9 protein-coding genes are annotated in these 14,286 nt (G+C 69.7%); 3 read left to right on the plus strand and 6 right to left on the minus strand.

Annotation, left to right across the window (positions count from 1 at the left end):
- Positions 1-34 precede the first annotated feature (34 nt).
- Both K8640_RS19065 and K8640_RS19070 read left to right on the plus strand, forming a co-directional pair.
- Positions 35-529, plus strand: coding sequence for a GNAT family N-acetyltransferase (locus K8640_RS19065; protein ID WP_223748321.1), 495 nt, complete (start codon positions 35-37; stop codon positions 527-529).
- Positions 530-577: 48 nt separating this feature from the next.
- Positions 578-2,158 (plus strand): hypothetical protein, encoded by a 1,581-nt coding sequence (locus K8640_RS19070; protein WP_223748557.1) that lies wholly within the window; start codon positions 578-580, stop codon positions 2,156-2,158.
- An 8-nt stretch (positions 2,159-2,166) separates the two neighbouring features.
- Here K8640_RS19070 and K8640_RS19075 read toward each other — a convergent pair whose 3' ends face one another.
- The 6 genes from K8640_RS19075 to K8640_RS19100 form a co-directional block, all read right to left on the minus strand.
- Positions 2,167-4,296: a catalase gene (locus tag K8640_RS19075; protein WP_223748322.1), complete on the minus strand. Its 2,130-nt coding sequence runs from the start codon at positions 4,294-4,296 to the stop codon at positions 2,167-2,169.
- Between the two features lie 241 nt (positions 4,297-4,537).
- Positions 4,538-5,182, minus strand: coding sequence for an SRPBCC family protein (locus K8640_RS19080; RefSeq protein WP_223748323.1), 645 nt, complete (start codon positions 5,180-5,182; stop codon positions 4,538-4,540).
- Positions 5,183-5,381: 199 nt separating this feature from the next.
- Positions 5,382-8,768 carry a DUF4082 domain-containing protein gene (locus K8640_RS19085; RefSeq protein WP_223748324.1) on the minus strand — a complete coding sequence of 1,129 codons (3,387 nt, stop codon included), beginning with the start codon at positions 8,766-8,768 and terminating at the stop codon, positions 5,382-5,384.
- Between the two features lie 320 nt (positions 8,769-9,088).
- Positions 9,089-10,066, minus strand: a complete 978-nt coding sequence (locus K8640_RS19090; protein ID WP_223748325.1) for a lytic transglycosylase domain-containing protein — start codon at positions 10,064-10,066, stop codon at positions 9,089-9,091.
- A 184-nt stretch (positions 10,067-10,250) separates the two neighbouring features.
- Positions 10,251-11,663 carry an L-serine ammonia-lyase gene (locus tag K8640_RS19095; protein ID WP_223748326.1) on the minus strand — a complete coding sequence of 471 codons (1,413 nt, stop codon included), beginning with the start codon at positions 11,661-11,663 and terminating at the stop codon, positions 10,251-10,253.
- A 235-nt stretch (positions 11,664-11,898) separates the two neighbouring features.
- Positions 11,899-13,395: a DUF4041 domain-containing protein gene (locus tag K8640_RS19100; protein WP_223748327.1), complete on the minus strand. Its 1,497-nt coding sequence runs from the start codon at positions 13,393-13,395 to the stop codon at positions 11,899-11,901.
- A gap of 89 nt (positions 13,396-13,484) precedes the next feature.
- Between K8640_RS19100 and K8640_RS19105 the strand changes: the two genes are divergently transcribed.
- The gene (locus tag K8640_RS19105; protein WP_141328052.1) at positions 13,485-13,727 is read left to right on the plus strand and encodes a hypothetical protein; all 243 of its coding nucleotides are present in this window, start codon (positions 13,485-13,487) and stop codon (positions 13,725-13,727) included.
- Positions 13,728-14,286: the final 559 nt, after the last annotated feature.

Here is a 14,286-nt window from a genome sequence, read left to right on the forward strand (position 1 = left end):
ACGCGCTGCCCGCGCGCAGGGAGGCACGTTTCCCATGTTGGACTCCGCCGTACCGTCCTCTTCCGCTGTCTTCGAAGTGAAGGGCGAGGATGGCCATGTCATCTCCGACGACTTCTCCCGCCTCGACCTGGACCTGGTGCACGGCTTCCTGACGAAGACGTACTGGAGCCCGGAGATTCCCCGGGAGACGGTGGAGCGGGCCTGGCGTCACTCGCTGGCCTTCGGTCTGTACGCGGCGGATGGCGCGCAGGTGGGCGGCTGCCGCGTGGTGACGGACCGGGCGACCTTTGCCTACCTGGCCGACGTGTTCGTCCTGGAGTCACAGCGTGGCAAGGGCCTGAGCAAGTGGCTGATGCGGGTCGTCTTCTCCCACCCGGACCTCCAGGGGCTGCGCCGTTTCATGCTGGCGACGAGAGATGCACATGGGCTGTACGCGCAATACGGTTTCACGGCGCTGACGGCACCGGAGCGAATCATGGAGCGCGTGGACCCGGACGTGTATCGACGAAAGAAGCAGGACGCGCGCTGACGCAAGCGGCCCCGGCCGGGCTATCTTCGCCCGGACGAGGAGCGGCCCATGGCGAATGGACAGAGGCGGGGCGCGGGGCCCGGCCGGAACGAGGAGCCCCGCATCGCGCCCGAGGACGAGGACGCGACGCGCGACATCCCGATGTCCTACGCCCCGGAGGAGACCCGCGTGGCGCCTCCGGACCCGCCCGCTTCCGAGACTCGAATCGGTCCCCAGGACCTGGTCGACGAGCAGGAGGACATCGTCACCGAGGCGCGCAAGGGGCAGAGCGTACCGCCGCCGCGAGGTGTCGCCGGTCGAGGCCCCGAGGCCCGTGGCGCGGCCCGGGGCCAGGAGGTCATCGTCACCGAGGCCCGCTCCCATCGGAGCCCCTCCACGGGCGATGCACGCGCGGGCCGGGGCCAGGAGGCCATCGTCACCGAGGCCCGGCCCAGCCGACCTCCCGCGCGAGGAGGCGCGGAGAGTGACCTGCCACCGAAGGGACGCACCGCTGGCCGTGCACCACCGGAGGACCCCAGGGGCCGCGCGGATGCACGCGGCGCGCGGGAGCGCATCCAGGAGTTGGACCTGGATGAGGACGAGGACACCAACGCGTCCGCCGCTCACGCCGGAGGTGACGACGAGGAGTTCCAGCTCTTCACCAGCGGCGGTGTCGAGGACGAGCACCTGCCCTTCGCCACGGAGCTTCGAGGCGGAGGCTCGGCTCCGGCGGCGGGGATGCGAGGAGGCTCGGCCCCGGCAGCGGGGATGCGCGGAGGCTCGGCGACGGAAGTGCGAGAGGGCGCGGCCCCGGCGGCGCGAGGTGGCTCGGCTCCCGCGGGGATGCGAGGAGGCTCGGCGGGGGAGGGGCGAGGTGGCTCGGCGCCAGCGACGGAGGTGCGCGGAGGCTCGGCACCCGCGACGGAGGTGCGCGGAGGTCCAGCCCCCGAAACAGAGGTCCCCGGTGGCCCTCCCCGCGTGGAGCGGGTGAAGGTCCCCGCGAGCAACTGGCTGTCACGCGGGAGCGAGAAGCCGCAGGCCTCCGGCGGGCTCGCGGCGGGCGTCGTACGTCTCAGTCCCCTGGAGCCCGCGGCGGGCAAGGTGGCCGCCGCGGCCGAGGACGGCCCCGCGCTGCGGACGATGTTCGCCAACCACTCCGCGCTGCTCGCAGAGCAGCTGCGCGAGGCCCTGTCCAAGAAGATGTACGGGCGCGGACCGCACCGCGTGCTGCGCATCGACGAGCCCGAGGGCCCCAGCACCGCGGGCGGCAAGCTGGCCCGGCAGAACATCTCCCTGGTGCCGCGCAAGGGCTCCGGCCCGTCCCTGGTCTGCGGCTGGGTGGACGTCTCCAAGCGCGAGGCCCAGCTGCGCAACCACGACGCCGTGGCGAAGCGCTACGAGTCCCACCACGGCGAGCCGCTGGAGCTGGTGGCCGAGGAGTACGAGCGCTTCCTCAACGACGTCGAGGAGGTGCTCGCCAAGGCCGTCATCAAGGTCCGCCTCATCGTCCCCGAGGAGCAGGCCGGAGCCCGGATGGTGGCTCCGGCCGTCCAGGCCCGCGCGAAGGGCGGCGTCCCCATGGTGCTGGTGCTCGTGCTCATGGGGCTCGCCTTCGCGCTCGGCCTGTTCGTCGGGAAGACGCCGGGCTGAAGCCCGCGTCAGGCCGGCGGCGGCGCCTCGCGCGCCCAGTGGCGGTGCGCGGCGATGGCCTTGGCGAACATCTGCCCGAAGCCCCGCGTCTCGTTCTTCGCGCTGCGGATGACGCCCAGCGCGTCATCCAGCCCCTTCGCCATCGGCGTGGAGAACCCCGCGGCGTCCAGCATGGAGGTGGCCGCGCCCGACAGCGCCAGCGCCTTGCAGTGCACGTACGCCTCGCGCACGAAGTCCACCGCGAGCGGCACCTTCTTCAGCGTGGCCACGCTGCGCTCGCCGCCGGGCACGTAGACGGCGTCGTACAGCACGGAGGACGCCGTCAGGTACGTCTTCACCGGCTTCTCCTCGCCGCCGTCCGCGCTGGCGACGGGGCCGAGCGTGGGGCCCACCACCTCCACGATGGCGCCCAGCCCCTCGAGCGTCTTGCGCACCTGCGACAGCTCCCGTCCGGCGAACCCGTCCGCGACGAGCACCGCCACCTTGCGCGTCATGATGGAGTCATGCGGCGTGTTCAGCTGGCTCAACGCCGGTGACGCCGTCAGCTTGGAGACGGGCTTGCTCTCCGGCTGCTTGCCGAGCTTGGGCGGCGCGACGCCCACCGCGTTTGCCACGCGCACGGCCATGTCCCGGTCGATGTTCACCAGGACCTTGTTCACCACGCGCTCGCGAATCTCCTCGCGCTCCACCTTGCCAAGCTCGAACTCGAGCGCGGCCACCAGGTGCTCGCGCTCGGGCTGGGACAGGCTGTTGTAGAAGAGCGTGGCCTGGCTGAAGTGGTCCGCGAAGCTGCCGCTGCGCGCGCGAATCTTGTGCCCCTCCACGCGCTCCTGGCGGTGGACGAAGGCGGACTTGGGGTTGGCCAGCATGGGGCAGCCGCCGCCCAGCGAGTTGGGGTGGTAGTTCGCGCGGCTGGTATTGATGCTCTGGCGCCCGAAGCCGTCCTGCTGGTGGTTGTTCACCGGGCAGACGGGCTTGTTGATGGGCAGCTCCGCGAAGTTGGGTCCACCCAGGCGCGTCAGCTGCGTGTCCAGGTACGAGAAGAGGCGCGCCTGCAGCAGCGGGTCATTGGTGAAGTCGATGCCCGGCACGACGTTGGACACGCAGAAGGCCACCTGCTCCGTCTCGGCGAAGAAGTTGTCCGGGTTGCGGTCCAGCACCAGCTTGCCGACCTTCTGCACCGGCACCAGCTCCTCGGGCAGCAGCTTCGTCGCGTCCAGCAGGTCGAAGCCGTACTTCAGCTCGTCGCCCTCGGGGATGAGCTGCAGGCCCAGCTCGTACTCGGGGAAGTTCCCGGACTCGATGGTGTCCCACAAGTCGCGGCGGTGGAAGTCCGGGTCCTTGCCCGACACCTTCTGCGCCTCGTCCCAGACGAGCGAGTGCGTCCCCAGCACCGGCTTCCAATGGAACTTCACCAGCGTCGCCTTCCCCTTGGCGTTGACCAGCCGGTAGGTGTGGACGCCGAAGCCCTCCATGTGTCGGAAGGAGCGGGGGATGGCCCGGTCCGACATCAGCCACATCACCATGTGCGCCGTCTCCGGGACGAGCGACACGAAGTCCCACAGCGAGTCATGCGCCGAGGACGCCTGCGGAATCTCGTTGTGCGGCTCGGGCTTCACCGAGTGGACGAAGTCGGGGAACTTGATGCCGTCCTGGATGAAGAAGACGGGCATGTTGTTGCCGACCAAATCGTAGTTCCCCTCGGGCGTGTAGAACTTGGTGGCGAAGCCGCGCACGTCGCGCACGGTGTCCGCCGAGCCGCGCGAGCCGCCCACGGTGGAGAAGCGCACGAAGACGGGCGTCTTGGCGCTGGGGTCCGTGAGGAAGCGCGCCTGGGTGTAGCGCTCCAGGGACTCATAGACCTGGAAGTAGCCATGCGCGCCGGCGCCCCGGGCGTGCACGGCGCGCTCGGGGATGCGCTCGTGGTCGAAGCGCATCATCTTCTCGCGGAAGTGGAAGTCCTCCAGGAGCGTGGGGCCGCGCAGGCCCGCCTTCAGCGAGTTGTCCGTCTCGGAGATGGGGATGCCCTGGTCCGTCGTCAGCACCGTGTCCTCCTGGTGCATGCGATAGGGCTCCAGTTGCTCGTTCTTGCTGGGAGGCGGCGGGTTCGGCTTCGACGGAGTCTTTCGCGGCGGCATGAGAACTCCCGGACGGCGAGGAACGCGCCGGCACCTGGCGCGCTCGCGGTCTACGCCTCGCGCCGCATGAGAGGGGAACGGCGCGTGCCCCGTGGCACGCGAGCGTTCACCACCCGCCATGTCTGCCTTCAGGAGGGCCGAGAGGTCGACACTCCGGACGCCAGACGCGACGACGCCTCCGCGCTGGGGGCACGGAGGCGTCGGGAGTCAGCGTGGCCGAGGCGCGCTCGGCCCTCGCCGTTCACGGCGTGGGCTGGGCGACGACCGGCTCGGCGGCAGCGGCCTCGGCGGCGGCCTTCTCCTCGGCGGCCTTCACGGCGGCCGCGCGCGCGGTCTCGGCCTCGGCGCGCTTCTTCACCTCCGCCTCCACGACGCCCTTCAGGTTGGCGAGCCCCTTCTCGAAGTCCTTCCCCACCATCGCATCCATGTCCATGAGCAGGCCGAAGGCCTTGCCCATGAAGTCGTTGGTGCCGCTCATGGCCCAGGTGACCTCGGTGCCGCCGGCCACCGGCTTGAAGTGGAAGTCCGTGAGGTTCGTGGCCGCCCAGGGCTTGATGAACTCCAGCTTGACGCGCACGTGCTCGGGGGCGCGGCTCTGCTCGATGGTCATCCGGCCCTCGCCCACCTGCTCGTTGCCGGTCCACGCGTAGCCCGCGCCGACGCCGCTCTGGGGGCCGGAGTAGGTGGTCTTCATGTTCGGGTCCAGCGCCGCCCAGGGCGACCACGCGTTCCACTGGTGGAAGTCGTTCACCTGCGCGAAGGCCACGTCCGAGGGGCCGGGCAGCGTCGCGGTGCGCTGGATGGTGAACTCGGCGGGGCGGGAGGCGATGACGCCCACCAGGATGAGGATGGTGGCGGCGAGGCCGACGAGCAGCTTCTTGAGCATGGGGTGTGCGGTCCTTGTGTCCGGGCGGCCGCCAGCAGGGCGCCGACCCGGGGGCGCGTCATAGAGGCTCCCCGCCGGCCGGCACAAGGCACCCCGTGTCGAACGCAGGGCTTCTCTGGGGTGGAAACGAAGCGGGGCCCGACCCGGACGTACCGTGTCGAGCCCCGCATGCCCCGGGCGCCTTGGAGGGCGCGAAGGGCTAGTTGTAGGTGGCCGTGTACGTGCCGGCGGGAGCGGCGTCGATGAACGCGAAGCTCACGCCCTTGATGGTGCGAATCACGGTGGTGACGGGGGCGCCGGCGCGGGTGACGGACGTCAGGTTGCGGCCGTTGGCGGCGCGCGTGGGCACCATCAGCGACAGGTTGCGCGCCGGGTTGATGACGTTGAACGTCAGCTGCGTCCCGGTGAAGGCCAGCGACGACACCTGCGTCGCCTCGCGCGCGTCGACCCAGTCGAGCAACTGGCGCGCGGTGATGACGGGCACGCCGTCACGCTTGGCGGCGGCGATGATGGTCGCCGAGCCGGAGGTCCCCGCCGACGAGTGCGAGTCCACGTGCATGTTGGCGTTGATGGCGGCGTAGTAGCCCTTGGTGCCGAGCGCGTTGGCCAGCAGCGTGTCGATGTGCGTGGAGAGCGTCTGCCCGGACTCATCCGTCAGCTGCGTGGCGAGCTGGTAGACGTCCAGCGGCGTGCCGTCCAGGTCCGCGAAGCGCATGGGCAGACCGGTGCCGGTGAAGAGGCCCGGCCGGTCGAGCACCCACTCGTGGGGCCAGTAGTAGTAGTTCGTGTCCAGGCGGATGCCGTGCAGGCGCGACACCTTGGGCTGGGTGGACCAGTCGCTGAACGCGATGCAGTGCGTGCGATTGGTGGTGGGCGAAGGCACGAGCGGATAGGCCTGCGCGAAGCCGTCGAGCTGCGGGGTGAAGAAGGCCGGGTCCAGCGTGTTGGCCGTGTAGTCCGCGCAGCCGGTGTTCACATGCAGGGCGTACTCGAAGCCCTGGGCCACGTAGCTGTTGGCCTGGGTGGCCGTCAGCCCGCCGACGTAGTCGTAGATGGTGCCGCGGATGCACTCCCAATCCGCCACGCTGCAGCCCGGGGCGCTGTCGGCCAGGTACTGGTTCCACCGCGTGGTGGTGAGGCCGCTGGGGTGTCCGTCGCCCGTCATCACCACCACGGCCTTGTGCGAGCGAGGGAAGTACCACAGGCGCGGCAGCGGCACGGAGCTGGTCTGGTGCAGCACGTTGGCCAACAGGCGCTGCTGCTCGTCCGCCTGGGGAATCTGGACCTTGTCCATGTTCACCCAGTCCGGCTGCGGGTCGAACGCCGCGTTGCCGTAGAACATGTCGTTGGCGCGAGCGCCCGGGCCGATGGTGGAGCCGTCCCGGTTCTGTCCCTGCCACGCCGGGTTGCCCTGGCGGGTGAGGACCACCGACTTCGCCAGGTCGTACATGAAGGCGGTGGCGGTGCCGCTGCCCACGGTGCGCTGGCTGATGGCGGTGTACGTCGTCGGGGTGGCGGCGTCCGAGTAGAGCGTGGCCACGGTGCGCGTGCCGGTGGTGACGGTGCGGCGGTCCGCGGGGCCGTGGTACTGCATCGTCTCCGCGGTGATGCCCGTGCCCGGCGCCTGGGTGGCGTTCACCAGGAGGTAGCCATTGCTCAGCGTGCCCTGCGAGGCATTGAGCCCGAGCAGCGACTGGAGGTTGGCGGCGGGGCGCAGCGCGATGAGGCTGCCGCCCGCGTTCACCCAGTTCGTGATGAGCGTCACCTGGGCGGCGCCCAGCGTCTGCTCGCCGAGGATGAGGACCTTGTAGTCATTGAGCGACACGCTGACGCCCAGGTTGCCCGCGTCGGTGGTGGCGAAGGACGCGATGCCCTCGGCCTCCAGGATTTCGCGCAGGTAGTCCGTGAAGGGATTGCCCGGCGCGGTGGCCACGAGCACGGGGCCGGCGCCCTGGACGCCCGGACGGGGCGGCGGGCCGTAGGACTCGAAGATGACGTCCACCCAGTAGTTGGTGTTCTGGTGGCTGCCGCTGGGGAAGGTGGACGCGGAGGCGTAGGTGTAGACGCCGTTGCCGCCGGAGGTGGTGGCGCCGGGCAGGGCGTGCAGGGGAGGCGCGTCCACACCGTTGGCCAGGCCGTTGTTGTTGAACGAGTAGCCGCCGAGCGGCGCGAAGTACGACGCCACATAGGTGGTGCCGGCGGTGATGGCCACGGGCGAGGCGAACGTCACCTCCTGCCAGCCCACCGCCGTCTCGTTGGTGAAGGTGGCGGTGGCCAGGTTCAGGCCGGTGGCGCTCCACAGGTTGCCCACGTGGGTGCCGTTGTTGCCGGCGCCCTTGTAGAAGCGCACGCCCTTGACCTGTCCATCCACGTCCGAGCGGAACTTCACGCCCAGCTCCACGGGCAGCGTCTCGGTGGAGGTGGCGTTGGCGGGCAGCGCGTTGGGCGGGAAGATGCGGTAGGCGTCGTCCTGCGGCTGCGTCGGGGGCGGCGCGCCGGTGGCCTGGAAGACCACGTCCACCCAGTAGTTCGAGTTCTCGAAGCTGTTGACGGGGAAGGTGCCCGCGGCGCCGTAGGCGAAGATGCCGTTGCCGCCGCTGGTGGCGCCCGGCAGGGCGAACAGGGGCGGGGTGTCCTGCCCGGTGGAGAGGCCGCCCTGCTCGAAGGCGTAGGCGCCCACGGGCGCGTGGTAGGACGCGATGTACGTCGTGTCCGCGGCGATGGTGACCGGCGTGGAGAAGAGGACCTGCTGCCAGCCGGTGGCCGTCTCACCGGTGAAGGTGGCGAACGCCAGGCGCTGGCCATTGACGCTCCACAGGCTGCCCACGTGGGTGCCGGTGTTGCCCGCGCCCTTGTAGAAGCGCACACCCAGCACGTCGCCGGTGATGTTCGTCTTGAACTTCACGCCCAGCTCCACCGGGGCGGAGTCATTGGTGACGGAGGCGACGGGAGGCGTGGGGTTGGAGGGCCAGAGCGTGACGGGCTCGGCCGGGCGGAAGACCACGTCCACCCAGTAGTTGGAGTTGCCGAACGCGGTGGCGGGGAAGGAGCCCGCGGCGCCGTAGGTGAACACGCCGTTGCCGCCGTTCGCGGGGCCGGCGAGCGCGTGCAGCGGCGGGGCGTCGTGGCCCGCGGCCAGGCCGCCGTTGTTGAACGCGTAGGCGCCGTTGGGCGCGTGGTACGAGGCCACGTACGTCGTGTTGGCGCTGATGCGCACCGGCGTGGAGAAGAGCACCTGCTGCCAGCCGGTGGCCGTCTCACCCGTGAAGGTGGCGAAGGCCAGGCGCTGACCGGTGGCGCTCCACAGGCTGCCCACGTGGGTGCCGGTGTTGGTGGTGCCCTTGAAGAAGCGGATGCCCAGGATGTCTCCCTCGACATCCGAGCGGAACTTCACGCCGAGCTCCACGGCGGAGAAGTCATTGGTGACGGACGCGACGGCGGGGGTGGAGCCGGGCGTGAACAGGGTGAAGGTCGGCTGGGCTCGGGCGGCGGCGGGCAGCACGAGCAGCACCGCGGCCAGGAGCGCCAGCGTGGGGACACGCGGCACGCTCGCGACCCGCGCGGGTCGTGACTTCGGGGGTGTCATTCGGACTTCTCCTTGGGGGGATGGCACGACAGGGCAAGGCAGGCACGGCGGCGCCATGTCTAACCCAGACATCGTGCTCATTTCCAATCGAAGTCGCTGACTGAACGTTCGCGATTCATTGCCATCTCGCGCGATTTTTCGTCTGTATCGAGCGCGCGCTGAGATGGGAAACCACGTCGGACAATGGAGGTGCGGGGTGCTCCAGGTGGGTGTCTCAGGGCATGTCAGACGCTTGCTGTAGAACGAGCGGCCCCGAGCCGTGTCTCGACCTGGTGACGAGCGACCCGTGTGTCTCGGGTCGCTCGGGGAGCCGCGTGGAATCAGGCCGGCAGCGAGCCCTCGCCGGTGGAGAGGATGTTCATGAAGTCCTTCACCTTGCGCACGTAGGTGGCGTCACCGGTGCCGGCGGGGATTGCATCCGGGTTGCTCTTGTCCACGCCGTTGGGGCCGGAGTTGTAGGCGCGCAGCGCCAGGTCCCAGCCGCCGAACTGCTCCTTCATGTCCTTCATGTAGCAGGCGCCCGCGAGGATGTTGGTGGCGGGGTCGGACAGGTCCTTGCCGGCCAGCTCCGGGTGCTTCGCCTGCAGCTCCTTGAACGTGTTGGGGTTGACCTGCATCAGGCCGGTGTCCGTCAGCCCGTTGCCGCCGTTGGTGGTGACGGCGGCGAGGTCACCGCGCGACTCCTGCCAGATCTGCGCGGCGAGCATCTCCGCGGGCACGCCCGTCTTGGCGGCGGCGGACTCGATGGCGCTCCGGAACTTCTCCAGGCCCGGGGGCAGGTTGCCGCCGAGCTTGCCCGAGCCCTCGGTGGGCACCGAATCCGTGCTGGTGGGCGGCGTCAGCGGGGAGGTGCCGAAGCTGGAGGGCGGCGTGGAGGCGTCGCCGATGCTGGGGGGAGGCGGCGGGAGGCACGGCGCGCCCGTCGGCGTGGGGTTGAGGTCCAGCGGGGGACGGCCGCTCGACGCGGGCGCGGCGGAGAAGCCGCTGGTGTCGAACGGGGACGTGCCGGGCTTGGTGCCTTGCAGCCCCCCCTGGAGTCCCTGCACGCCGCCCTGGGCGGACAGCTGGGAGACGACCTGGACCAGCGTGTTCATCACCGAGAGGGTGCTCTCGAGCAGCTTGCCCAGGTGGGCCTTGTTGGGGGAGCCCAGGTCGAAGCCGTCCTGCTGGAGCCCGGGGCCGCCGGTGCCGCACCGCTGGGGCGTGGTGGGGCGGATGCAGCCGCCAGTCTCCGCGCCGCGCAGCGCGGAGGTCTGGGGGGCGGACACGGCGGTCTTCTGCAGGGGCGCGATGCTCATGGCGGAGGCCTCGGGGGAAGGAGTGTGGCGACCCGGGAGGCCATAGCAGCGCGTGTGCCAGCGCCTCCGGGGAGGAGGGCGGCGGGCAAACCCTGGATGTTGCTGGGAGGCGCGAGCGCGGGCGGCTCACGCCCTGGTGACGGCAGACATCAGGCCGATGTTCGGCCTCACCAGGGGGCGTGGATCAGCACTCGGGGAGTCCGACGCTGAGGTTGGCCACCTCGAGCACGTTGACGGCGAGGCCGCCGCGGGCGGTCTCCTTGTACTTGTCCTTCATGTCGCGGCCGGTGTCGCGCATGGTCTTGATGACCTTGTCCAGGCTGACGAAGTGGCGGCCGTCGCCGGAGAGGGCCATGCGGGCGGCGTTGATGGCCTTCACGGAGGCCATGGCGTTGCGCTCGATGCAGGGCACCTGGACGAGCCCGCCGATGGGGTCGCACGTGAGGCCCAGGTTGTGCTCCATGGCGATTTCGGCGGCGTTCTCGACCTGGAGCGGGGTGCCGCCGAGCACCTCGGTGAGGGCGCCGGCGGCCATGGAGCAGGCGCTGCCGACCTCGCCCTGGCAGCCGACCTCGGCGCCGCTGATGGAGGCGTTCTCCTTGTAGAGCACGCCGATGGCGCCGGCGGTGAGGAGGAAGCGCACGACGCCGTCCTCGTTCGCGCCGGGGGAGAAGCGCCAGTAGTAGTGGAGCACGGCGGGGATGATGCCGGCGGCGCCGTTGGTGGGGGCGGTGACGACGCGGCCTCCGGCGGCGTTCTCCTCGTTGACGGCGAGCGCGTAGAGGTTGACCCAGTCGAGCACGGTGAGTGGGTTGGTGAGGCCGGCCTCGGGGCGGCTGAGCAGGCGCTGGTACATGGAGCCCGCGCGGCGCTCGACCTTGAGTCCTCCGGGGAGGATGCCGGTGGACGCGCAGCCACGGCGCACGCAGGCCTGCATGATCTCCCAGATGCGCAGGAGGCCCGAGCGGATGTCCGCCTCGGAGCGCCAGGTCTTCTCGTTGGCCATCATGAGGGCGCTGATGGGCATGCGCTCGCGCTCGCACAGCTCCAGCAGGGTGGCGGCGGACTGGAAGGGGAAGGGCAGCGGGGTGGCGTCCGGGCGGAGGGGGTCCTGTCCGGAGGTGGCGGTCTCGTCGACGACGAAGCCGCCGCCGACGGAGTAGTAGACGCGCGAGGCCAGCTCCACGCCGTCGGCGCCGAACGCGGAGAAGCGCATGCCGTTGGGGTGGAAGGGCAGGGTGCGGCGGCGGTGCATGACCAGGTGTTCGCCGTCGCGGAAGGTGATGTCGCGCTGGCCGAGCACGCTGATGCGGCCCTCGGTGCGCCAGCGGGCGACGATGGCGGGAATGCCCTCGACGTCGACGGCCTCTGGGGTGTCACCGCGGAGGCCGAGCACCACGGCCTTGTCGCTGCCGTGGCCCTTGCCGGTGGCGCCGAGCGAGCCGAACAGCTCGACCTTCAGGCGGGTGAGTTTTTCCAGATGCCCCCCTTCCGCCAGGCGCACGACGAACGAGCGCGCCGCGCGCATGGGCCCCACCGTGTGGGAGCTCGAGGGACCGATACCAATCTTGAAGAGGTCGAAGACGCTGACAGCCATCGCGGGCGCAACATGCCACGTTTCCACTTCCGTCCCACCGTGACGTCGCGGTTCCCTGTGAGGCGCGTGACTTCTTGGCGTGCCAAGGAGAACAGGGTTGTCGGGACACCGAGCAGGCATGCGCGGTGGAATGACGCGCGTCACCGTGGAGGACGCACTGCGTCGCGACTGCGGGCTGTGCGGCGGCTGTGGTGGACGGAGTGTTCCTGGGGGACTGGAACCCGCGTGTCGGGCGTCAGGCGACGGAGCGTTCGGGGAGGGCGATGACGGTGGCTTCACCGCCGCGCTCCTCTTCGTTCATGGCGAGTGACTTGCGGTACTCGGCGGCCTCTGCGAGTCGGGTCAGCTCGAAGTCGCCGTGGTGCTTGCGCACGGCCTGGGCGATTTCGTCGAGGGTGGCGCGGAAGAACTCCTTGCGCTCGTTGACGCGGTTGACGCGGCGTTGGGCGAAGGTCTTGTGCAGGGCGGCTTCGAGCGAGGGCGCATCCGCGGTGCGGATGATGGCGTGGACGTCGAACTCGAAGGGGACGGAGGCGTCGCCGAGCTCGTCGATGCGGTCCTGGGGGACGAGCCGTCGAGTCATGCCGACCTTGTAGATGTTTTCGCCGAAGGAGCCGATGTTGGAGATGACGTAGACGTGGCCGGTGCGGGTGAGCTGGGCCTGGGAGATGGCGCGCTGGCGCTCCTGGTCCTCGACGACGCGCCGTTCCAGCTCGGCGATGCGCTCCAGGAGCTTCGCTTGCGCCGAGCCCTGGCTCTTATCCAGCTCCTCGCGGGCCTTGCGCAGGGCCTCTTCGTCGCGCTGGGCCTCGCGTTCGGCCTCCAACTTGGCGCGCTCCAGCTCGCGCTGGGCGGCCTCCTCCTCTCGCATCTGCTCTCGGATGCGGCGCTGCTCCTCCTTCTCCTCCTGGCGCTTCTCCTCGTACTCGTGGGCGAGGCGGAGCTCCGCGAGCTTCAGCTTCACGTAGGGCTCGGCGATGGAGCACTGCTGAATCTCGGTGAGGGCGTTGATGGCCTCGGCGGACTTCTGGATGCGGGCCTCCATGGCCTTGATGTTCTTGTAGGTGACCTTGGCGACACAGGCGTCGGCCTCGCCGTTGAAGGCTCGCAGGATGAGCCTGAGGGTGCGGTCCGTCTGTTTCTTGCCTTCGGCCTTGCTGCCATTGACCTCCCATTGGATGCGACAGGACGCGGCCTGTTTGTTCTTGAGCAGGGCTTTCTGTTCCTCGCGGAGGCGGTCGAGTCGCTGCTCGTACTTCTCCGAGGAGGAGAGGTTGTAGATGGGCTTGTAGAGGCCGTAGGAGCGCAGGACAGCTTCTTCCTCGAGCGGTTGCAGCTCGGCCCGTAGCGTGACGATGAGGGTCTCCAGGCGTGCCTTCTCCTCGCGGACCTGGGTGACCTCGGCATCGAGGCGCGTGCGCTCCAGCCGGATGGCGTGGTTCGTGGAGGAGTTGATGCGCTCCACCTCCTCCCTGGCGTCACGGATGGCGGTGTCCGCGAGCTCGCGCTCCCGGGCCAGCTCCGCCGCCACGCGGGTCCGCTCGGTGGCGAGCATATGCTCGGACTCGGCCTGGGGGCGCTCCAGCGCGGAGAGGACACGCTGGCGCTCGGCCTCCACGTCGAGAATGGGCTTGAAGCGCGCCTGGAGGGCACGCAGGCGCAGCGCGGTGCGAACCAGGAGCCCCAGGGACAACAGGCTCGAGAGTGCCAGGACCCAGACGACAGGCTGCATACAGGTATCCCCCGTGAAGTCCCCGCGTCCAAGGTCCGCGGAGGTGACCCACTGTGCGCCTGTGGGACGACCAGGGGAATCACACCCGGGTGGTATTCCCCAATGCCACCGTGGAAGCCCGCTTCCGTCATGCTCCCCAGATCCGAGTCTTCGAGCGAGGGACCGACCTGCTCACGGATGTGGAGCCGACGATTCTCTCCGCCCAGTACAACACCCTCAGTCCCGTTGCCGAGGAGGTCTACGTCCGCGCGGTTCCCGACCCGGCTGCGTTTCGAGAGCTCTGTGATGCGCACTGCTCGCGGGAGGCCATCCTCCAGGCCCTGCAGTCCTGAGTGGGAAGGATGCGGGTCCCTCGTAGGGGCCTATGAATCCCGTCCACCATGAGCATCGAACTGTATGCGTCCCCACCCCTGGGGGGATGAGGCGGGAGGCCCCATCCGTCCAGGAGCCTTGGTTCGAAGTCTCTCGCGGTAGACGGCTGTCCATGCTGCGGGACACCGATTCGGTGGCTGCTCACTCTGGCGATTGAGCGCGTGCGGAGCTGGACCGGGCCTCTCGGCAGCAAGGGGCAAGACCCCTATCTTGTGTGTGGGATTGGAGGCGACATGCCTCTGCTTCCCTGGAAAGCCAATTGCAAGGGGGGCGTCAGCTTGGGAGTGCTCCGCACTTCTCTGCGCCTTCGCGAATTGATGACCCAGGACAGGGCCTCTATCGGTGTGTGTGCGGAATGGCCCGCCTGGACCTGGTGTGTGAAATCTAGACGTCAGTGATTGGGGTGGACATTGGGACCGAGAGATAGGCAGGGGGGCTCGATGATGTCGGGTCTCTGGGTACTTGTAGCGTTGGTGCTCCTTGGGGGAATGACCGCACGCGCCGAGCAGAGGGCTCCGA

The organism is Myxococcus sp. XM-1-1-1 (assembly GCF_020037095.1).
GTDB classification, from domain to species: domain Bacteria; phylum Myxococcota; class Myxococcia; order Myxococcales; family Myxococcaceae; genus Myxococcus; species Myxococcus fulvus.

What these genes read in the sequence shown, in the direction of transcription:
- K8640_RS19065 (WP_223748321.1), top strand. Translation starts at nt 35, where the DNA reads ATGTTGGACTCCGCCGTACCGTCCTCTTCCGCTGTCTTCGAAGTGAAG.
- K8640_RS19070 (WP_223748557.1), top strand. Translation starts at nt 578, where the DNA reads ATGGCGAATGGACAGAGGCGGGGCGCGGGGCCCGGCCGGAACGAGGAG.
- K8640_RS19075 (WP_223748322.1), bottom strand. Translation starts at nt 4,296, where the DNA reads ATGCCGCCGCGAAAGACTCCGTCGAAGCCGAACCCGCCGCCTCCCAGC.
- K8640_RS19080 (WP_223748323.1), bottom strand. Translation starts at nt 5,182, where the DNA reads ATGCTCAAGAAGCTGCTCGTCGGCCTCGCCGCCACCATCCTCATCCTG.
- K8640_RS19085 (WP_223748324.1), bottom strand. Translation starts at nt 8,768, where the DNA reads ATGACACCCCCGAAGTCACGACCCGCGCGGGTCGCGAGCGTGCCGCGT.
- K8640_RS19090 (WP_223748325.1), bottom strand. Translation starts at nt 10,066, where the DNA reads ATGAGCATCGCGCCCCTGCAGAAGACCGCCGTGTCCGCCCCCCAGACC.
- K8640_RS19095 (WP_223748326.1), bottom strand. Translation starts at nt 11,663, where the DNA reads ATGGCTGTCAGCGTCTTCGACCTCTTCAAGATTGGTATCGGTCCCTCG.
- K8640_RS19100 (WP_223748327.1), bottom strand. Translation starts at nt 13,395, where the DNA reads ATGCAGCCTGTCGTCTGGGTCCTGGCACTCTCGAGCCTGTTGTCCCTG.